At 60.8% G+C, this 20,537-nt stretch carries 18 protein-coding genes; 8 read left to right on the top strand and 10 right to left on the bottom strand.

Features of this window, described 5'->3' with window-relative positions:
• Positions 1–59: 59 nt before the first annotated feature.
• A complete protein-coding gene (locus PSH76_RS10595) occupies positions 60–980 on the top strand; it encodes a spore coat U domain-containing protein (RefSeq protein WP_050499493.1) in 921 nt (306 codons plus the stop codon).
• Here the strand turns inward: PSH76_RS10595 and PSH76_RS10600 are convergent.
• The gene (locus tag PSH76_RS10600) at positions 977–1,714 is read right to left on the bottom strand and encodes an anti-sigma factor (protein ID WP_098950951.1); all 738 of its coding nucleotides are present in this window, start codon (positions 1,712–1,714) and stop codon (positions 977–979) included. The two genes, PSH76_RS10595 and PSH76_RS10600, sit on opposite strands and share 4 nt — an antisense overlap.
• Entirely contained in the window at positions 1,711–2,217 is a 507-nt protein-coding gene (locus tag PSH76_RS10605) for a sigma-70 family RNA polymerase sigma factor (protein ID WP_305494052.1), read from the bottom strand. Before PSH76_RS10605 ends, PSH76_RS10600 begins: the two co-directional genes overlap by 4 nt.
• Positions 2,218–2,413: 196 nt before the next feature.
• On the opposite strand from PSH76_RS10605, the gene PSH76_RS10610 reads away from it, so the two are divergent.
• The 5 genes from PSH76_RS10610 to PSH76_RS10630 all read left to right on the top strand — a co-directional run bounded on the left by PSH76_RS10610 (position 2,414) and on the right by PSH76_RS10630 (position 7,850).
• Entirely contained in the window at positions 2,414–4,021 is a 1,608-nt protein-coding gene (locus PSH76_RS10610) for an amino acid adenylation domain-containing protein (RefSeq protein ID WP_305494053.1), read from the top strand.
• Positions 4,014–5,300 (top strand): hypothetical protein, encoded by a 1,287-nt coding sequence (locus PSH76_RS10615; RefSeq protein ID WP_305494054.1) that lies wholly within the window; start codon positions 4,014–4,016, stop codon positions 5,298–5,300. The genes PSH76_RS10610 and PSH76_RS10615 overlap by 8 nt, the downstream gene beginning before the upstream one ends.
• A 47-nt stretch (positions 5,301–5,347) precedes the next feature.
• Entirely contained in the window at positions 5,348–6,112 is a 765-nt protein-coding gene (locus PSH76_RS10620) for an enoyl-CoA hydratase-related protein (protein ID WP_032896566.1), read from the top strand.
• A gap of 119 nt (positions 6,113–6,231) precedes the next feature.
• Entirely contained in the window at positions 6,232–7,314 is a 1,083-nt protein-coding gene (locus tag PSH76_RS10625) for a catalase family peroxidase (RefSeq protein ID WP_305494055.1), read from the top strand.
• Complete coding sequence (locus tag PSH76_RS10630) at positions 7,311–7,850, top strand: cytochrome b (RefSeq protein WP_278917666.1); 540 nt, start codon at positions 7,311–7,313, stop codon at positions 7,848–7,850. Before PSH76_RS10625 ends, PSH76_RS10630 begins: the two co-directional genes overlap by 4 nt.
• Positions 7,851–7,906: 56 nt before the next feature.
• On the opposite strand, the gene PSH76_RS10635 is transcribed toward PSH76_RS10630, so the two are convergent.
• Positions 7,907–9,058 (bottom strand): M14-type cytosolic carboxypeptidase, encoded by a 1,152-nt coding sequence (locus PSH76_RS10635; protein WP_305494056.1) that lies wholly within the window; start codon positions 9,056–9,058, stop codon positions 7,907–7,909.
• Positions 9,059–9,523: 465 nt separating this feature from the next.
• Positions 9,524–9,817, bottom strand: coding sequence for a DUF3077 domain-containing protein (locus PSH76_RS10640; protein ID WP_098950955.1), 294 nt, complete (start codon positions 9,815–9,817; stop codon positions 9,524–9,526).
• A gap of 187 nt (positions 9,818–10,004) precedes the next feature.
• On the opposite strand from PSH76_RS10640, the gene PSH76_RS10645 reads away from it, so the two are divergent.
• Entirely contained in the window at positions 10,005–10,640 is a 636-nt protein-coding gene (locus PSH76_RS10645) for a LexA family transcriptional regulator (RefSeq protein ID WP_278917668.1), read from the top strand.
• On the opposite strand, the gene PSH76_RS10650 is transcribed toward PSH76_RS10645, so the two are convergent.
• The 4 genes from PSH76_RS10650 to PSH76_RS10665 all read right to left on the bottom strand — a co-directional run bounded on the left by PSH76_RS10650 (position 10,637) and on the right by PSH76_RS10665 (position 16,281).
• A complete protein-coding gene (locus PSH76_RS10650) occupies positions 10,637–12,562 on the bottom strand; it encodes an acetyl/propionyl/methylcrotonyl-CoA carboxylase subunit alpha (protein WP_305494057.1) in 1,926 nt (641 codons plus the stop codon). The genes PSH76_RS10645 and PSH76_RS10650 overlap by 4 nt on opposite strands.
• On the bottom strand, positions 12,559–13,365 hold the full coding sequence (locus PSH76_RS10655) for a gamma-carboxygeranoyl-CoA hydratase (RefSeq protein WP_032896576.1): 807 nt from the start codon (positions 13,363–13,365) through the stop codon (positions 12,559–12,561). The genes PSH76_RS10650 and PSH76_RS10655 overlap by 4 nt, the downstream gene beginning before the upstream one ends.
• A 133-nt stretch (positions 13,366–13,498) precedes the next feature.
• On the bottom strand, positions 13,499–15,106 hold the full coding sequence (locus tag PSH76_RS10660) for a carboxyl transferase domain-containing protein (RefSeq protein WP_305494058.1): 1,608 nt from the start codon (positions 15,104–15,106) through the stop codon (positions 13,499–13,501).
• 11 nt (positions 15,107–15,117) lie between these two features.
• Positions 15,118–16,281: an isovaleryl-CoA dehydrogenase gene (locus tag PSH76_RS10665; RefSeq protein ID WP_032896578.1), complete on the bottom strand. Its 1,164-nt coding sequence runs from the start codon at positions 16,279–16,281 to the stop codon at positions 15,118–15,120.
• A 150-nt stretch (positions 16,282–16,431) separates the two neighbouring features.
• On the opposite strand from PSH76_RS10665, the gene PSH76_RS10670 reads away from it, so the two are divergent.
• Entirely contained in the window at positions 16,432–18,063 is a 1,632-nt protein-coding gene (locus tag PSH76_RS10670; protein ID WP_305494059.1) for an AMP-binding protein, read from the top strand.
• A gap of 1,034 nt (positions 18,064–19,097) precedes the next feature.
• Here the strand turns inward: PSH76_RS10670 and PSH76_RS10675 are convergent.
• Both PSH76_RS10675 and PSH76_RS10680 read right to left on the bottom strand, forming a co-directional pair.
• Entirely contained in the window at positions 19,098–19,997 is a 900-nt protein-coding gene (locus PSH76_RS10675; protein WP_044274655.1) for a hydroxymethylglutaryl-CoA lyase, read from the bottom strand.
• Positions 19,998–20,013: 16 nt separating this feature from the next.
• Positions 20,014–20,406: a MerR family DNA-binding transcriptional regulator gene (locus PSH76_RS10680; protein WP_032896584.1), complete on the bottom strand. Its 393-nt coding sequence runs from the start codon at positions 20,404–20,406 to the stop codon at positions 20,014–20,016.
• Positions 20,407–20,537: the final 131 nt, after the last annotated feature.

Genomic DNA, 20,537 nt, shown 5'->3' on the forward strand with positions numbered 1-20,537 from the left:
TTCAGGTGAGGGGCAGCGTAGGGTTGTATGGCGTAGGTTTGTTGCTTTGCGGGCAGGCCATGGCGGCGTGTTCGGTGGTGTCCACCGTGCCGGCCAGTTTTGGCTCGATCAGTTCGATGACGGTGCGTACCGCCGCGCAAACCAGCTCTACGACAAACTCGGGCTTGAGTTGCACCCCGGCATTGATTTCGTTGCTGGTACCCACTGACCACTTTTACGCCACGATCACCTCCACCCAAAGCGGCATGGTCGGGCCGACCGGTGATGTGATCGGCTACACGATTTACGGCAACAACAGCACCAGTTATCCCATCACCCGTGGTGCGCAGTTCGATTTCGGCGGCGCTGGCGGCATCGCCCAGAGCATTGGCCTGGTCACTGGGCCCGGCGCGAAAACCGTGCCGCTGTACCTGAGCAGCATCACCGGCAGCAACGTCGCTGCCGGGGTGTACACCGAGACATTGAGCATCGCGTGGAACTGGAACTATTGCTCGGGAGTCGGCATTGGCGGCGCCTGCCTGGGACGTGACACTGGCAGCGGCACGGCGTCCCTGACCGTCAGCATGACCGTGACCAACGACTGCCAGATCACTGCGCCGAATATCAGCTTTGGCAGCGCGCCGGTGGTCAGTGGGTTTACTGCGGTCACCGGGCAGACCATCAACATCGCCTGCACCAAGGGCAGCGCCTATACCGTGGGCTTGAGCGATGGCCAAAACCCGGTGAGTGTCGGCGGCCGGCGGCGCATGATTTCCGGTAGCAACTACCTGGCCTATGACATTTTCCAAAGCGCCGGCACCACGCGTTGGGGCAGTGTCGGCGCGGCGCGGCGGGCCAGTTCCACGGCCGAGGTCAACCCTGGCAACGGCTTGGGCGTCGGTAGCCAGGTGTTCAACTACAACGCCAAGGTCTACACCGACCAGCCCACGCCACCGGCCGGCACCTATCTGGACAATGTGGTGCTGGATGTTGGTTTCTAGAACTGCGTCTGCAGCGCGGCGGCCTGATCCACCGGGCTGACCATCGCATAGTTGTAGCCCCCGCCCGACCAGTAGTCGGCCTGCAAGCCATCGGCACTGCGGCTGCCGCGAGGCAGGAAACCGTTGTTCGGGCCAGGCGGGCGGATATAGAAGCTGATGCGTCGACCTTGGGCGTCCTGGTACAGCACCATGGCCGCCGCGCCTTGGTCGGTGGTGAGCAGGCGCCCGCTGACCGGCTTGAAACCGGCTTGGCTTAGGTCGGGCAGGCGATGGGCCTGGTTGAAATAGCGGTCGAGCCAGGCCTGCATGGTGCTGCGGTCCTGGGCCTTGTAGTCGGCGGGCATGATGCCGTCCTGGGCAAACAGGCGGTAGGCCTGCATGGCGTCGGTCATCGGCAACAGCGGCGGCTGGGTGGCTTCGCGGGCGTGCCAACCGCCAAACCCGCCGAGGCTCACCGCGATCAGCAGCACTGCCGCCGTGGCCAAGTGCCGACGGGACTGTTTCTTGATGCGCTGGCGAATCAGCGCCGGATCCAATGCCGGGTTGTACGGCTGCTGGAGGGCGCCGCTCAACGACGCACGCAGCAACTGTGCATCCTGTTGCCAGGCCTGTACCTGGGCCGCCACTTCGGGGTGGCTGGCCAGCCAGGTTTCAAGCACACGGCGATCGCTGTCCAGCAGTTGATGATCGACGTAGGCATGTAAATCGCGCTCGCTGGGGGGCAGGCTGATCATTTGAGTCTCCGCAGGGAAGGGCCGGTCATTTCGCCATCGCTGAGTTGACGCAACGCTTGGCGGGCGCGGGACAGGCGTGACATCACGGTACCGATCGGCACCTTGAGGATCTCGGCCACTTCCTTGTAGCTCAAGCCCTCGACGGACACCCACAGCAGCAGGGCGCGCTGTTCGGTGTTCAGTTGGTCGAAGGCTTGCAGGGTGGATTGGGCCAGCACAGTGCGTTCCACCGAAGGTTGCACATCATCGCGGCCGGTGAAAAATTCGAGCATGCGCGCATAGCGGCGGTTGCGGCGGTGGGCGTCGAGGAACTGGCGGTAGAGGATTGAAAACAGCCACGCACGCAGGTCGCCCTCGATACGTTTATCGGCCCAGGCGACGATGGCGCGCTCCAGGGTCGATTGCACCAGGTCATCGGCGCTGCTGCTATTGCGCGTCAGGGACACGGCAAAACGCCGCAACCTGGGGATGAGTTCACGTAACTGTTCGTCGAGTTCATGCATGGGATGAGTCTACTCACTTGTGTTGAGGTAGACGTCGGTCTGTGTAGGTTATTCCATGACCTGTGCAAGGAAACTTCCCCAGGTATGAGTGGGAAGCTTCTGCATAGCTTGAGAGTCTGTAATCTCGTGCGGCGTCCTCTATCCACCCTTGTATCTGTCGGTATTCAGCCGGCAGGCCAACAGAGAGAGGGTGCTCATGACGTATTCACCGAGCGTTAAACAGTTTTTTTCCAACGCCTCGCTGGCTCATTTGCCTGCCGCGCAGCGAGTTCTATTTGAGCAATGGGGATGCGGCCCTTCAGCGCTGACCGCCTACGCCAACGTACACCACGCCATCGAAGCACAAGCGAAGTTGGCGCCCCACGCCACAGCGGCGGTGTGCGCGGGCCAACGAATCAGCTATGAACAGCTCAACCGACAAGCCAACCGTTTGGCTGTGCACCTGCTTGCAAAGGGTGTGAAGCCGGGTGACACGGTGGGGTTGTTCGTCGAACGTTCGATCCCCATGCTGGTCGGGCTTCTGGCGGTGTTGAAGGTGGGTGCCGCGTATGTGCCACAGGACGCCAGAATCGTGCCTACCCTGCAGTTGGGTATGGTTCTGGAGTCGTTGTCCAGTCCGGTCATTCTGACGTTGTCGAACTTGCTGGAGCACATTCCGGCAGACGCGGCCTCCCGCTGCTTGTGTCTGGACACGTTCATTGCGCAAACCCCTTGGGTGGCTGAGAACAATGATGGCGTGTCCGCCGAGGTCAATCCCGATGGCCTGTGTTTTGTGCTGTTCACTTCCGGAACCACTGGGCGTCCCAACGGCGTGTGTGTCAGCCATCGCAACGTGTGCAACATTCTGTTGACCCAACCTGGGCAGATGGGAATGGCGCCGGGTCGCACTGTTGGGCAGATTCTCAATATCGGTTTTGATATGGCTGCCTGGGAAATACTCGGTTGCCTGGCGCATGGCGCGACCTTGCTGATTCGCGGCAAAGATATCGCGCAGACAGCGGCCCAGTGCAACGTGTTGATCGCAACGCCATCGATACTGGCCACCCTGGACCCTTTGCAATGTCCCGACCTCAAGTACGTTGCGGTGGCCGGAGAGGCCTGTTCCCAAGCGCTTGCAGACCGTTGGGCCGAACACTGTACGTTCTACAACGGGTGCGGGCCCACCGAAACCACCATCGTTAACACCTTGCACCTGCACGTACCAGGCGCACCATTGACTATCGGCAGGCCAACACCGAACAACACCGTCTATGTGCTCGATTACCAGGGGCGTGCCTGCGCGATAGGCGAGATGGGTGAGATGTGGGCCGGTGGTACGGGGGTAACGGCGGGCTATCTGAACAACAAGGCATTGACGTTGGACCGGTACCGACCGGATCCCTTTCGCGGCGGCGATGCGGTGATGTTTCGTACGCGAGACCTTGGGCGCTGGGTAGCTGACGGCCGACTCGAACATTTAGGTCGTGTGGATGACCAGGTGAAGGTTCGCGGTTTTCGCGTAGAGCTGGACGCGGTGTCGGCCGCTTTGGAGGCCGGTGCGCACTGCATGCGCGCGGTCACGTTGAAGCTGGACAATCGTACGTTGGTGGCCTTTGTCTCCCCAGCCAGCGCTGACATAGAGGCTTGCCGGTTGGCCTGTCAACAGCGCCTGGCCTACTACTGCGTGCCGCAGTTCATCTACGCGGTGGAGGATTTTCCCCTGACCGCCAGGGGCAAGATCGACAAGGCACTGTTGCTGCAAGTGGCCCGAGAGTCGCAGGTGGCGGCGCAAGCGGTTTTGACCCAGGAGCCTGGTCATGATTGATGCGCTGACCCGTACCGTTGTGCCGCCCAAGCCAGCGCTTTGGCGACGCTGGGCTTCACTGCCGATGTTTTCTTATTACAACCGCTTGGCTTCAGGGGTTTTGATTGGCAACGCTGTGTTTGTGCTGTTGGCTCTGGACCTGCAAGCCATTGCAGTGCAGACGCTGTCAGACATGGTGCTGATTAACCTGTCGATCGCCATCCTGATTCGCCAGCAATACCTGATCAATGGCCTGTTTTGGCTGGCGACGCGGATACCGCGTACATGGCCGCTCGGTGTTCGGCGAAGCGCAGCCAAGGTGTACCACTTCGGCGGGCTGCACAGCGGCGCAGCCTTGGCGGCCACGGGATGGTTTGCGGGCTTGGTCGGTGTGCAGGTCACGCAGTATCTGCAGCAACCGGACAGTGCTTCGGCAGGTTCGCTCGGGGTCAGCGTTTTGCTGCTCAGCGTGTTGCTGTTCATGGTGGTTATGGCTCAACCACGTATTCGAAGCCGCTTTCACAACGGGTTTGAACGGGTTCATCGGTTTGCCGGTTGGAGCGCGTTGCTGTTGTTCTGGTGGCAAACGTTATCGACCACATCGAACCTGTTGCACAGCCTTTCGTTCTGGATGCTGGTGCTGCTGACCCTGAGCATCCTGCTGCCCTGGTTGCGGCTGCGCAAGGTTGCCGTTGAGCACACGCGGCCTTCCACACATGCCGTGATTACGCGCTTGAGCCACACCTCGCCATTCGCCGGTTCATCCAGCGCAATCAGCCGCAGCCCGCTGTTGGAATGGCACTCCTTTGCCAATATTTGCGCGCCAGGCGAGGCGGGGTTTCGCCTGATCATTTCCCGCGCAGGCGATTGGACCGGGGAGTTTATCGAGGACTTGCCCCGCTATGTATGGGTCAAGAGCATTACCACCGCCGGCGTTGCCAATGTAGAAACCCTGTTCAGGTCTGTGGTGTACATCGCCACAGGCAGCGGGATTGGGCCTGTCATGCCGCATTTGCTCGCAGCGAAGGTACCTATTCAATTGATCTGGTCCACGCGTAGCCCGAGGAAGACCTACGGCGATGAACTGGTGGAGGAGATTCTGCGGGCCCAGCCACATGCAGTGATCTGGGACACCGATGAGCGCGGTAAGCCTGACCTGGTGCAGTTGGCCTATGGCGCGGTGCAAGCGTGCGGTGCCGAAGCGGTGATTTGTATTGCCAACCAGGCGTTGACTCAACGCGTGGTGCAAGAGTTGGAAGCGCGCGGAATACCCGCCCAGGGTGCCATCTGGGATTCCTGAGACAGCCTGAAGTGTGAGCGATATCAATCAAATCGTTGGAGATGCCTATGAATGTTTTAATGGAACGTCATGACCGCGTGGTCCTTATCAAGCTCAACCGCCCTGAAGCCAAGAATGCGCTGAGTTCGGCGATGATGAAGGAGTTGATCGGCCATTTGGCTGCAGTGGACCAAGACCTTGGGGTCGGGTGTGTGGTGATTACGGGAACCCGCGAGTTTTTTGCGGCAGGGGCCGATATCAAAGAAATGAGCGGCAAATCCTATCTGGACATGCTCAATGAAGACTACTTCGCCGGCTGGGAAGGTTTCACCCGTTTACGCACCCCCACGATTGCCGCAGTGACAGGCTATGCGTATGGCGGCGGCTGCGAACTGGCGATGATGTGCGACATGATATTCGCCGCTGATACCGCCACTTTTGCCCAACCAGAAATCAAGCTGGGGGTTATTCCGGGGATGGGGGCGACCCAACGTTTGACAGGGTTGATTGGCAAGGCCAAGACGATGGACCTGGTATTGACGGGGCGGCCAATGACCGCCCAGGAAGCCGAGCAGGCGGGGTTGGTGTCTCGCGTTTACCCGGCCGCGAACTTACTGGATGAAGTACTGGCAGTGGCGGCACAAATTGCCTCCTTTTCTCGAACGGCCACCCGCGCAGCACGACAGGCGGTGGAGCAATCCCTGGAGGTCGGCTTGCACGAAGGTGTGCGTCAGGAGCGTAGGTTGTTTCATGGCCTGTTCGCCACGCCTGATCAGCAAGAGGGCATGCAGGCGTTTCTTCGCAAACGACAGCCATTGTTTAACCAGCGCTAGAACGGAGTGGATCTACCAGCGCGCCTAGTACAAAAAAACTACAGTGAACGGGGAATAAGCCTACGTGAGATTCGTCTCATAACACTTTTCCCCTGCGGCCACTGGCCCTGGAGTTTTTTATGGTTGATCACTCTTTACCGCCGCGTCCGCCTCTTAGTACCGCCAGCCTGCTGGTCAGGCTGGCGTGTATTGGGGGCGTAGTGGCGGTGGTGGTAGGGGCATTTGCCTACGTCAATGGCACGCTCGACCCACAACGTCTGCGGCCAAAGACCTTGGTCAATGCCCTGGAAACCAATAACGGCGTGCATCCGGGCTTTCGCCGTAACCATGCCAAGGGCGTGTGCGTGGCGGGGTATTTCCAGAGCAGTACCGAGGCCCGTGCGTATTCCAGTGCGCAGGTGTTCAGCGAGGCCAAGACCCCGATCATTGGCCGCTTTGCCTTGCCCAGCGGCAACCCCTATGCGCCGGACAGCAGTGTGCCGATTCGCAGCTTTGCCGTGCAATTCAGCCAGGCCAACGGCCAGCAATGGCGTACAGGGATGAACAGCATGCCGGTGTTCCCGGTGGGCACGCCCGAGGCGTTCTACCAGTTGCTCAAGGCCGGCGCGCCAGATCCGGCCACGGGCAAGCCGAACCCCTCGAGCATGCCGGCGTTTTTTGCCGCACACCCCGAGACCGCGCCGTTCCTGGCCTGGGTCAAGACCGCCAAACCATCGGCCAGTTACGCGACTGAAACCTATAACGGCATCAACGCGTTTTACCTGGTGGCTGCCGATGGTACGCGCCAGGCCGTGCGTTGGGAGGTGGTGCCCCAGAGCCAGGACGCGGCGGGTGATACCGCACCTGCGGGCAGTGACTTTCTGGAGCAGGATTTGGTACGACGCCTGGCTGCCGGGCCGTTGCGTTGGCAGTTGAACATGACCCTGGCCAACCCAGGCGACCCATTGGATGACGCGAGCAAAACCTGGAGCGGCGCACACAAGGTGCTCAACGCTGGCACCCTTGTGCTGCAAAGCAGCCAGCCCCAGGCAGACGGCGATTGCCGCGATATCAACTTTGACCCGCTGATTCTGCCCAGTGGTATCCAAGCCTCCAACGACCCCTTGCTGGCCGCACGTTCGGCCGCGTATGCCAGTTCGTACCTGCGCCGGGCCGGTGAAGTCAGCCCGTTGCACAGCGCCCCTCAGGAGTCGAAGCCATGAATGCTCAACCACGGTTTTTTGCGCCCCTGGCGCGCGTGCTGCACTGGCTGATGGCGTTGATGATCATCGCCATGCTGTTTATCGGTGCGGGCTTGGCGGCGTCAGTGTCGGAGCGTCATGAGTGGCTGATCCACCTGCACAAGCCGCTGGGCATTGCGATTCTGGCGCTGGTGATCGTGCGCCTGGCGGTACGTTTTTCGACGCGCCAGCCGCCGTTGCCAGCGGATTTGCCGGTGTGGCAGAGGCTGGCAGCCAAGGCTTCCCATGTGCTGTTGTACGCGTTGATGCTGGTGTTGCCGCTGCTGGGGTGGGCGATGATTTCAGCGGCCGGTGACCCTGTGATGCTCAGCAGTAACCTGCAACTGCCCGCGCTGGTGGAGGCGAATGCGCCGTTGTTTGCGTTGTTGCGCAAGGCTCACGGTTATTTGGCCTATCTGCTGTTTCTCACTGTGCTGGTGCATCTGGCGGCCGCGTTGTTCCACGGTTTGATCCGCCGCGATGGTGTCTTGCAAAGCATGACCGGCAGCAAGGATTGACCGCTCTTTGTGGCGAGCGAGCTTGCTCGCTTGCCACAAAGAGCTTGTCACAGGGGTTAGCGCAAACGTCCGACGATATCAGCGACGCTGCTCAACACGTCCTTGCCCAACTGTTTCGAACGATCGCCTGACCAGCCAGTTCGCAGGTTGGGTGCGTCGTCGTTGTCCTTGAAGGGCATTTCCAGGGTCAGGGACAGGCAGTCGTACTTTTCGCCCACCGCGTTGCAGGCCAGGGTCATGTTGGCTTGGCCGGGCAGGTCGCGGGTGTAGCCGTGGGTGGTCTGGAAGTCTCGGGTCAGGTGGCTCAAATGGCTGCGGAAGTGTTTTTCCAGGGCTTCGATGCGCGGCGTGTAGCCGGGGTTGCCTTCGCAGCCGGCGGTGAATACGTAGGGGATTTCTTCATCGCCGTGGATGTCGAGGAACATATCCACGCCGTATTTTTCCATCTGTTGCTGGACGAACAGGACTTCGGGGCTGAGTTCCTGGCTGGCGCTTTGCCAGGCGCGGTTGAGGTCCTGGCCCATGGCGTTGGTGCGCAGGTGGCCATGGAAGGCGCCGTCCGGGTTCATGTTCGGAACCAGGTACAAGTCGGCGACCGACAGCAGTTTTTTCAGTTCGTCGTCGCCGTCCTTTTGCAGGCGCTCAATCACGCCCTCCATAAACCATTCGGCCATGTGTTCGCCGGGGTGCTGCTGGGCGATGATCCACACCTTGCGCCGGCCTTCGATCCCTTTGCCACGGCGCAGCAGTTGGATATCGCGGCCTTCAGCGCTCTTGCCGGTGGCCAGCAGGGTGACCCCGGCGTACTTCAGGGCTTGCTCGATCAACCAGTCATGACGTTCACGGCTGTAGGGTTCGAAGTAGGCAAACCAGACGTGCTTTTGCCGGGTCTGGAGGGTGATGTGCAGGATCTCGCCATCAAAGCGCGTCGGTACCCGGAACCAGTTGATATGGTCGTAGGACGCCACGGCGTTGTAACCGCTCCAGGCATTTTTGTAAGACGAGCGCCCGGCGTTGCTCAAGCGAAAGGTATGGGTGTGCCCCACGTGCATGCCTTCGGCCTTGAAGTGGAACCATTGGTAGTGATCGCTGCGGGTGTCGGGTTTGATTGCCAGCAACAACTGATAGGCGTCACTGGCATCCAGGACCTGGATGTTGCCGCTGTCGAAGTCGGTGCTGATCTTGATGGAGGTCAAGGCCACGGTCATAGTCTGGTTGCCTGAATATGAGTGATGTGGCGGCTATCTTACACAGGGGTTCGGTAAAACCTGGATGCAAAAATTGTTGCAGGGGGAGGGGGCGTCATCCGTGACGCTGCGCAAGCTTAGGGTCTATGAGATTGATTCTCAAGCGCTAATTCGCAGAGATAGGGGCTAGAGCACTCGCGCGACTTTCTTTGAGCGATAGTCTTTTGCTACCATGCGCGCCATCAAGCAACACACAGTCTTCATTAGCCTGAAGCCACGCCAGGGAAACTGGCAAAAAAAAGACCCGGCCAAAGAGCCGGGTCAAAAACCGTGATTAGCCTGATGAGGAGATATTCCAAGAGTCCGACCTAAGGTCTCTTGGTCTATCGACTGATCTCGCGATCAGCTGAGCCCAATAATAATCATTATCATTTGCAAGTCAAATGTTTTTATCCCTGGGATAGAAATATTTTTCTTTCGTGCCTGCTACGCGTTTGCCGCCGCCCCTGGCGCCTGCAACGACCGCTCCACCATCGCCTTCGCCATATCGATCAAATACACCACCGAAAACGCCAGGTCACGCTGGTTGCCCTGATGGCTGCACGCCGATTCGTAGGCGGTAGCCGCTGCACTGCGCAACAGGTCCGAGGCGTGTATCAGGGCTTCCTCCTGGCTCACTTCGGGTTTGATCGCGAACATGGCCCCGTCCGAGGCCGGCGTCGACCGATTTTCTTTCAAGTAATAGTCCAATGCGCGCTGTGCAGCGCTACTGGTGCACATGTCGTTTACTTCAGTCAGTTCGGATGTTTCGGGCGTTGGGTGCGTGCGGGTCGTCATAAGCGGCAGTACTCCGGTGGGTGTCGAAATCCTTGGGCTTGATGATAGTACGTATCGTATTCCTGTCGTTTTATGGATTACTACAAACTGTTTATTGCCCGCAAAAATGGGCGCCGTATTGTGATGCGCCATGGATAACTGGATAGCGTTGGTCAAAGCCAACATGAAAGACCGCAAGGTCACACAGGATGAACTGGCGCAGCGCCTGGGCATGTCCCAGGGCGGTATCGGCCATTGGCTCAATAAACGCCGCGTGCCGAGCCTGGCGGACATGAACCGCGTACTGGCCGAACTGGGGTTGGGGTATTTGGAGGTGGCGCTGGAGATTCGTGAACGGGCCACGCAAGCGCCTGAACTGCAAGCGCACTACAACCCGTATTTCCGCTACCCGGTCAGCGACTGGAAGCAGGCCTGCGAGCTGCGTGAAGAGCGGGCACCTTATAGAACCGAGCGCTACGAATTGACCGATTACCACGCGCGAGGCGAGGCGTTCTGGCTGCCGGTGACGGGAGACGCCATGACTGCGCCCACGGGCATGAGCATTGCGGCTGGCATGATGATCCTGGTTGACCCGGCCATACCGCCCGAGCCCGGCAAACTGGTGGTGGCCCAATGGGCAGGTAACCCCCACGCCACCTTTCGCCAATTGCAGGAAGAGAGCGGCCAGCACTACCTGGTGCCGCTCAATCCCACTTACCCCAAGGTGTTGCTTACCGAGGGCTGTCGCCTCCTGGGTGTGGTGGTGCAGGCCACGGCGAAGTTCTAGTCGGCCGTTTCAAGCTCCACCAACGCGCTGCCTTCGGCCACCATTTCACCTTCCTGGCAGAACAGCGCCTTGACCACCCCGGCGTGGGGCGCACGGATGCTGTGCTCCATCTTCATGGCTTCGAGCACCACCAGTTGAGTACCAGCCTCAACGGTTTGACCCACTTCTACGAGCACCCGCACGATGCTGCCGTTCATGGGGGCAGTGAGGCCGCCCTGATGAGATTGATTAGCCTCGACCGCCGCAATCGGGTCGAACAGGCTGACGGCATGCATCTCACCGTCCCAACGCAGGTACAGGCTGCCTTCATTGTGCACCGCCAGATGGGCACGGCGCACGCCCTGGTGTTCAGTCAGCAACTGTTCGCCGCATAACTGCGCTGAGTGGCCGGCCAGTGTCACCAGCCGATCCTGTCCATTGCAGCTCAGGTGCAGCGACACCTCGGCAGGCAAGCCCGCACGAAAGCCCTGATTGTTTGCCCAAGGCCCATCACCCACCGGCAAGCTCTGCATAAACGCCGCGCCCGCCGCCTGCCAGAACTCATCGCTCAAGGCCCCTGGCGTCGGCAACAGCTCATCCTGATAGCGCGGGATAAACCCGGTGTCCAACTCGGCCGCGGCAAACGCAGGGTGCCCGATGATGCGCCGCAAAAAGCCCAGGTTGGTCTTGAGCCCGCCGACCGCAAACTCATCCAGCATGCTCAATAAGCGCAGGCGTGCCTGTTCGCGGTCTTCGCCCCAGGCAATCAACTTGCCGAGCATCGGGTCGTAGAAGGGCGACACGCTGTCGCCTTGCTCGACGCCGCTGTCGACCCGGCGCCCAGCGCCAGGGCGGCACTCGCGGTACAGCGCCAGGTGCCCGGTGGCCGGCAGAAAGTCATTGGCCGGGTCTTCGGCATACAGCCGCACTTCAATCGCATGACCGTTCAACGCGACCTGCTCTTGCGTGATGGGCAGCGCCTCGCCCTGGGCTACCCGGATCTGCCAGGCCACCAGGTCGAGGCCGGTAATCGCTTCGGTCACCGGGTGCTCGACTTGCAGCCGCGTGTTCATCTCCATGAAGAAAAACTCGCCACGGGCATCCAGCAAAAACTCCACGGTACCTGCGCCCACATACCCGATGGCCTGGGCGGCGCGCACGGCTGCTTCGCCCATGGCCTTGCGCTGCTCCACACTCAAGCCGGGCGCCGGGGCTTCTTCCACGACCTTTTGATGGCGCCGCTGGATCGAGCAGTCGCGTTCATTGAGGTACAGGCAATGGCCATGCTGGTCGGCAAACACCTGGATCTCCACATGCCGCGGCTTGAGCAGGTATTTCTCCACCAGCATCTGCCCGTTGCCGAAGGACGACAACGCCTCACGCTGGGCGGAAGCCAGGGCTTCGGCCAATTGGCTGATATCCTCGACCACCTTCATGCCCTTGCCACCGCCGCCCGCCGTGGCCTTGAGCAGCACCGGGTAGCCGATACGTTCACAGGCGGCGCGGAAGGTCTCCAGGTCCTGGGCCTCGCCGTGATAACCCGGCACAAGGGGTACGCCAGCCGTTTCCATCAGGGCCTTGGCCGCGGATTTGCTGCCCATGGCGTCGATGGCCGAGGCGGGCGGGCCGAGGAAGATCAGGCCTGCCGCCTCGATGGCCCGGGCAAAGCCGGCGTTTTCTGAAAGGAAGCCGTAGCCAGGGTGAATCGCCTGGGCGCCGCTGGCGTGGGCGGCTGCAATCAGTTTGTCGATTTGCAGGTAACTGTCGGTGGCTTTGCTGCCGCCCAGGTCGACGCGGATATCGGCTTCACGGCTATGGCGGGCATCGCGGTCGATGGCGCTGTGCACAGCCACGGTGGTCAACCCCATGGCCTTGGCGGTGCGCATGACCCGGCAGGCGATCTCGCCACGGTTGGCCACCAGAATGGTGGTGAGTGTGCTCATGAACGCGGCTCCTGGTCTTGCCAACTTGGCGCACGCTTTTGCAGAAACGCGCGCAAACCTTCCTGGCCCTCGGCACTCACCCGAATGCGCGCAATGGCGTTTTCGCAATAGCGGCGCAGCGCGGGGGTGAGGGCACCGTTGCCCACTTCACGCAATAAATCCTTACTGGCACGCATGGCCGCCGGGCTATTTTGCAGCAGGTTGGCGACCCACTGGTCCACCTGTTGATCCAGGCTCTCGGCGGGATAACTTTCCGCCAGCAAGCCGATCTCCCGTGCGCGCTGGCCGCCGAACCGCTCGGCCGTCAGTGCATAGCGACGGGCAGCGCGTTCGCCGATGGCCTGCACCACGAACGGGCTGATCACCGCCGGTGCCAGGCCGATACGCACTTCCGACAGGCAGAACTGCGCATCGTCGGCGCCAATGGCCATGTCACAGCAACTGATCAGGCCCAGCGCGCCACCGTAGGCGGCGCCTTGCACCACCGCCAGCGTGGGGATTTTCAGCTTGGACAGGTTGTACATCAACTCCGCCAGTTCGCGGGCGTCGTCCAGGTTGGTGTGGTAGTCCAACTCGGCCGATTGCTGCATCCAGGCCAGGTCGGCACCGGCGCTGAAGTGCTTGCCACGCCCGCGCAGCACCAGGAAACGCAGGGACGGGTCGCCTTGTACGCGGTCAAGGGCCAGGATCAGCTCGCGGATCATCTGGGCGTTGAACGCGTTGTTCTTGGCTTCACGGCTGAGCCACAGCGTGGCAAAGCCACGGCGGTCGGTGATCAGTTCGAGGGTGTTGAAGTCGCTCATGCAAGGAGCTCCATGATAATGAGAGGCCTCCTGTAGGAGCGAGCTTGCTCGCGAAAATCGTCAACGATAACGCGGGGCTTCAGAATGACCGCGTTGCCCTGAGGTTCTTCGCGAGCAAGCTCGCTCCTACAGGTTACATGCGGAACACGCCAAAGCGGCTCGGCTCGATGGGGGCGTTCAGTGCGGCGGACAAGGCCAGGGCCAGCACGTCGCGGGTCTGCAGCGGGTCGATCACGCCGTCATCCCACAAGCGCGCACTGGAGTAGTACGGGTGGCCTTGGGTTTCATACTGGTCGAGGATCGGCTGCTTGATCGCGGCTTCCTCCTCGGCACTGAAACCGTTGCCGGCGCGCTCAGCCTGTTCGCGCTTGACCTGCACCAGTACCCCGGCGGCCTGTTCGGCCCCCATCACGCCAATGCGTGCGTTGGGCCACATCCACAAAAAACGCGGGTCGTAGGCGCGGCCACACATCCCATAGTTCCCCGCGCCAAAGCTGCCACCGATGATCACAGTGAATTTCGGCACTTTGGCGCACGCCACAGCGGTCACCAGCTTGGCGCCATGCTTGGCAATACCGCCGGCTTCGTACTTCTGGCCGACCATAAAGCCAGTAATGTTTTGCAGGAACAGCAGGGGAATTCCGCGTTGGCAGGCCAGTTCGATAAAGTGCGCGCCTTTTTGCGCGGCTTCGGCGAACAGGATGCCGTTGTTGGCCAGGATCGCAATCGGGTAGCCATGCAAATGTGCAAAGCCGCACACCAGGGTCGTGCCGAACAAGGCCTTGAATTCATCGAACACCGAGCCATCCACCAGCCGTGCGATGACTTCGCGCACATCAAAGGGTTGCTTGGCATCCGCCGGGATCACGCCGTACAGCTCGTCGCTGCTGTACAACGGCGCCACCGGTGGGCGTTGCAGCAGCTCACCTTGCTTGCGCCAATTGAGGTTGGCCACGCTGCGCCGCGCCAGGGCCAGGGCGTGTTCATCGCTGTCGGCATAGTGGTCGGCCACGCCCGAGATTTTGCAATGCACATCGGCACCGCCCAGGTCTTCGGCGCTCACCACTTCACCGGTGGCGGCCTTCACCAGCGGCGGGCCGGCAAGGAAGATGGTGGCTTGCTGGCGCACCATGATCGCTTCGTCGGCCATGGCCGGCACGTAGGCGCCGCCGGCGGTGCACGAGCCCATCACCACGGCGATTTGTGGAATGCCCTGGGCGCTCATATTGGCCTGGTTGAAGAAGATCCGCCCGAAGTGCTCGCGGTCAGGGAACACCTCGTCCTGGCGTGGCAGGTTGGCGCCGCCGGAGTCCACCAGGTAGATACACGGCAGGCGGTTCTGCTCGGCGATGGTCTGGGCGCGCAGGTGTTTTTTAACGGTCAGCGGGTAATAGGAGCCGCCTTTGACCGTGGCATCGTTGGCCACGATCATGCATTCGACGCCTTCCACCCGGCCGATGCCGGCAATCACCCCGGCCGCCGGGACGTCTTCGCCATACACCTGGTGGGCGGCCAGTTGGCTCAGCTCCAGAAACGGCGAGCCCGGGTCGAGCAGACGGTTGATGCGCTCGCGGGGCAACAGCTTGCCGCGAGAGGTGTGGCGCTCCTGGGCCTTGGCGCCGCCACCTTGGTGGACGTGGACGAGCAGGCTGTGCAGGGCGTCGACCTGTTCAAGCATCGCCGCGCGGTTAGCGGCGAACTCCGCCGAGCGCGGGTTGAGCTGGGTGTGCAGGGTGGCCATGATGCGCTCCTTCAGCGGGTTTCGTTGAACAGTTCGCGACCGATCAACATCCGCCGAATCTCACTGGTGCCCGCACCAATTTCGTAGAGCTTGGCGTCACGCAGCAGGCGCCCGGCGGGGAATTCATTGATATAGCCATTGCCGCCCAGAATCTGGATCGCATCCAGGGCCATTTGCGTGGCGCGCTCGGCGCTGTAAAGGATCACGCCCGCAGCGTCCTTGCGCGTGGTCTCGCCGCGCTCGCATGCCTGGGCCACCGCGTAGAGGTAGGCGCGGCTGGCGTTGAGTTGGGTGTACATGTCGGCGACCTTGCCCTGGATCAGCTGGAACTCGCCGATGCTCTGGCCGAACTGCTTGCGGTCGTGGATGTAGGGCACGATCAAGTCCATGCATGCCTGCATGATCCCGGTAGGGCCACCGGAGAGCACCACGCGTTCGTAATCCAGGCCGCTCATCAACACTTTCACGCCGCCATTGAGCACGCCGAGGATGTTTTCTTCGGGTACCTCGACATCGTCAAAAAACAGCTCGCAGGTGTTGGAGCCGCGCATGCCCAGCTTGTCGAATTTGTTGCTGCGGCTGAAGCCTTTCCAGTCGCGTTCGACGATGAAGGCGGTGATGCCGTGGGGGCCTTTTTCCAGGTCGGTCTTGGCGTAGATCACGTAGGTATTGGCGTCCGGGCCGTTGGTGATCCAGGTCTTGCTGCCATTGAGTACGTAATGGTCGCCGCGCTTGTCGGCGCGCAGTTTCATCGAGACCACGTCAGAACCGGCATTCGGCTCGCTCATGGCCAGGGCGCCGATGTGTTCGCCGCTGATCAGCTTGGGCAGGTACTTGAGTTTTTGTGCATGGTTGCCGTTGCGGTTGATCTGGTTGACGCACAGGTTGGAGTGCGCGCCGTAGGACAGCGCCACCGAAGCCGAGCCGCGGCTGATTTCTTCCATGCTCACCACATGGGCCAGGTAACCCAGGCCGGCACCGCCGTACTCCTCGGGCACGGTGATGCCCAGCAGGCCCATGTCGCCGAACTTGCGCCACAGGTCGGCGGGGAACAGGTTGTCGATGTCGATCTGGGCCGCGCGCGGTGCGATCTCCTTGGCCACGAAGGACTGCACCTGGTCGCGCAGCATGTCGATGGTCTCGCCGAGGGCGAAGTTCAGGGACGGGTAACTCATGGACAGGCACCTTAATGTGAGCTTTGTTGTTGTGTGGGCGGGGCGCGGGAGGAGGGCGCTCACCTTTACGTTAACGTAAGCTTGCGTTACGGCGCTGTCAATCGTAGTTTACGTATACGTCAACCTACAAAAAAGATAACAGGGGTCGTTATGGATCAACCGCACCCGAGCTACAGCCGTGGCTCCCAGGATAAGACCTTGCTGGCCATGACCATTGGCCAGGCATTCGATCACACCGTCGCGCAGTTTCCACAGGGCGAAGCCTTGGTGGTGCTCCACCAGCAGCGGCGCTACACCTGGCGACAGCTGGCCGAGACGGTTGAGCTACACGCCCGCGCGTTCCTCGCCCTGGGCATGCAAACCGGCGACCGCCTGGGTATCTGGGCGCCTAACTGTGCCGAGTGGTTGATCTGCCAGGTGGCGAGCGCCAAGCTCGGGGTGATCCTGGTCAATATCAACCCGGCGTATCGCAGCAGCGAGTTGGATTACGTGCTCAAGCAGTCCGGCTGCCAATGGCTGGTATGCGCCGGTTCGTTCAAGAGCTCCGATTACCACGCCATGCTCCAGGCGCTGAAGCCAGAGCTGCGCGGCCTCATCAGCCTCGACCCCAGCCCGCCGCCGGGATTTATGCCCTGGTCGCAGTTGGCGGCCCTTGGTGCAGGCGTGTCGCCCGAGCAACTGCACAGCCGCCAGGCCAGCCTGCATTTCGATCAACCTGTGAATATCCAGTACACCTCCGGCACCACCGGCTTCCCCAAGGGCGCCACCCTCAGTCATCACAACATCCTCAATAACGGTTACATGGTCGGTGAAAGCCTGGGCCTGACGGCAGGGGACCGCCTGGTGATCCCGGTGCCGCTGTATCACTGCTTCGGCATGGTCATGGGCAACCTCGGTTGCATCACCCATGGCACTACCATGATCTACCCCAATGACGGTTTCGACCCGCTGCTGACGCTAAGCGCCGTCGCCGACGAAAAAGCCACCGGCTTATACGGCGTGCCGACCATGTTCATCGCGCTACTCGATCACCCTCGCCGGGCCGAGTTCGACCTGTCCAGCCTGCGCACCGGCATCATGGCTGGGGCGACGTGCCCGATCGAGGTGATGCGTCGGGTCATTCATGAGCTGCACATGGGTGAAGTGCAGATCGCCTACGGCATGACCGAAACCAGCCCGGTGTCGCTGCAGACCGGCGCGGATGACGATATAGAACGGCGTGTCACCACCGTGGGCCGCACCCAACCGCAACTGGAAACCAAGATTGTCGACGAGGTTGGTAACACCGTGGCGCGCGGCATGATCGGTGAGCTGTGCACCCGGGGTTACAGTGTGATGCTCGGTTACTGGAACAACCCTGAGGGCACCCGTGAAGCCATCGACGACGCCGGCTGGATGCATACTGGTGATCTGGCGACCATGGATGATCAGGGTTATGTGTGCATTGCCGGGCGTAACAAAGACATGATCATTCGCGGGGGCGAGAACGTTTACCCGCGTGAGCTGGAGGAGTTTTTCTTTACCCATCCGGCCGTAGCGGACGTGCAGATCATCGGTGTTCCAGATGAGCGTTACGGCGAAGAGATTGTTGCCTGGATTAAGTTCCATCCCGGGCAGGTGGCCAACGAGCTGGAGTTGTTGAGTTGGTGCAAGGACCGTATCGCCCATTTCAAGACTCCCAGGCATTTCAAGTTCGTGGATGAGTTTCCGATGACGGTGACGGGCAAGATTCAGAAATTTCGGATGCGTGAGATTTCCATCCAGGAGCTGCAAGCGCGGTGACAACTTCAGACCCCTGGGGGACCTCTGCATGTCTACCTGACCCCGCGAGATCCAACGGTGGGAGCGGGCTTGCTCGCGAAGGCGGCCTGGCAGTCAACACATTATGTGCATATCCATTCCTGCGGTAACGGCCACCTAGGGTTCCGCTCTGACAGCGGGTCACTTTCGAAAAGCGCGAAAGTAACCAAAGCGCTCTTGCCCCACCACTCGGCACCTCGCTTAGGCTCGGTGTGCCCGAACACAGGCTTGAATCCGTGGGCCGCCGCCACGCGCCATCCATGGCGCGGGGCGGCTAACCCGGCGTCCTGCCGGGTTACCCACGAATTCAAGCCTGCGTTCGGCCAGCGTGGTTTGACGGGGCGCCTGAGATCAAGATCAAAAGCAGATCAAGAGCGGCTCGCTTCGCATCGTGGTTACCGTTGAGAGCTGCAGAGTTGTGTAGATACCTATGGCAAGCTCCCACACTGAGCTGCGCTGTGCCACCCAAATTGTGAAACCCAGAAAGCACAAAGGGGACCCGAAGGTCCCCTTTAATTTGTCGTTGCGTGCTCTTTTCTTATTATTGAGGGGCGGCCTGTTGTTGTTTTTGGTAGCCGTGGCCCGTACCGCTTTTTTGGCGACCCCCATCCGGGGTCAAGAGCAAACGTATTTTTTTGAACGCTGACCTGCTTCTTCGTAAACGATCCAACCAGTGGGTAGCTACCTTAAGTAGTTTTATTTTTCTCTATCCGGTTGCGGGTTGCGGCATGCCGTACCCTGGGAAGCACATCTTCTCCAAAAAAATCTGTTAGCTGCGTCTCTGCCGTGTTGTTTTTGTTATGTCAGAGTCGTTTCGTCTTATTTTTATTAGGTTTGGCGCTTTTTATTCTTGTTATGCCATAGAGATAGCAGAAGGCGTGCCAACTTTTTAAAAGCCTTTGAAATCAATGGTTTGGTTTTTTGGTCGGCATTTTCGTTCAGTCGGTGCGGCCGATTTTGTTCCCGCGTTACCCGTTATGCCGGGGCGCGGTAACACATTGTCACAGCTGTGCTACTCACCCGGCGTTACGCACCTTCGCCACGCGGGACCCGGTTGGCCGTCCCAGCACCTGGCTGATCTGTTGGCCGGCGCCAATCAGGCGTTCCAGGTCGATACCCGTGTCGATACCCAGGCCGTTGAGCAGGTACAGCACGTCCTCGGTGGCGACGTTACCGCTGGCGCCTTTGGCGTAAGGGCAGCCGCCCAGGCCGGCGATAGAGCTGTCGAACACCGTGATGCCCTCCAGCAGGCTGGCATAGATGTTGGCGATGGCCTGCCCGTAGGTGTCGTGGAAATGCCCGGCCAGCTTGTCCCGTGGCACATGCGCGCCGACCACTTCGAACAGGCGCCGGGTAGCGCCCGCCGTGCCGGTACCGATAGTGTCGCCCAGGGACACTTCATAGCAGCCCATGGCATACAACTCGCGGGCGACCGCCGCTACTTGCTCCGGGGCGATCTCGCCTTCATAGGGGCAACCCAGCACACAGGACACGTAACCGCGTACGCTCACGCCGTGCTGCTTGGCCGAGGCCATGATCGGTGCGAAGCGCTCCAGGCTTTCGCTGATCGAGCAATTGATATTGCGCTGGGAAAACGCCTCGGAGGCCGCCGCAAACACCGCGACTTCCTTGACCCCGGCCGCCAGCGCATCCTCGAAGCCGCGCAGGTTCGGCGCCAGCGCGCCATAGGTCACACCGGGCTTGCGCTGGATCTGTGCAAAGACCTCGGCGGAGCCGGCCATTTGCGGCACCCATTTGGGTGAGACAAAACTGCCGACTTCGATGTAGCTCAAACCGGCGGCGCTCAAGGCATCTACCAGTTGGACCTTATCCGCCACGCTGATGGGCTGGGCTTCGTTCTGCAAACCGTCGCGCGGGCCGACTTCAACCAGGCGTACGTGGGAGGGGAGAGACATGGCAGTTACCTTCTGATCAATGGCCGGCTTGGCTGATGGTCTGCGCCAGGGCCTGGGTGCAACGCTCTTCAGCGGTGTCCAGTTCCAGCTTCATCTGTTCGATATCCAGCAGTTGCTGTTCCAACTGTTCACGGCGTTCGGCGATCTTGGCCAGCATGCTGTTGAGTTGGATCTGGTTACCACCGGTGGGGTCGTAGAGTTCGATCAACTCGCGGCATTCGGCCAGGGAGAAGCCGATGCGCTTGCCACGCAGGATCAGCTTGAGGCTGACCTTGTCGCGCCCCGAGTAAATGCGCTCCTGGCCCCGACGCTCCGGGGCCAGCAGGCCTTGTTCTTCATAGAACCGAATGGCGCGGGTAGTGATGTCGAGCTCGCGGGCGAGGTCGGAGATGCTGTAGGTGGTACTCATGGCAGTGCTCAAGAAAGTCTTGGCGCTAAGCTAATTGCAGGTTGACGTAAACGTCAAGGGCCGCTGCGCAGCCATCGGCAGCAAGCCTTCTCCCACAGACATAGGTATCCACACAACTTTTGGGCTGTAGC

Source organism: Pseudomonas sp. FP215 (assembly GCF_030687795.1).
In the GTDB taxonomy this organism is placed as follows: Bacteria; Pseudomonadota; Gammaproteobacteria; order Pseudomonadales; family Pseudomonadaceae; genus Aquipseudomonas; species Aquipseudomonas salmasensis.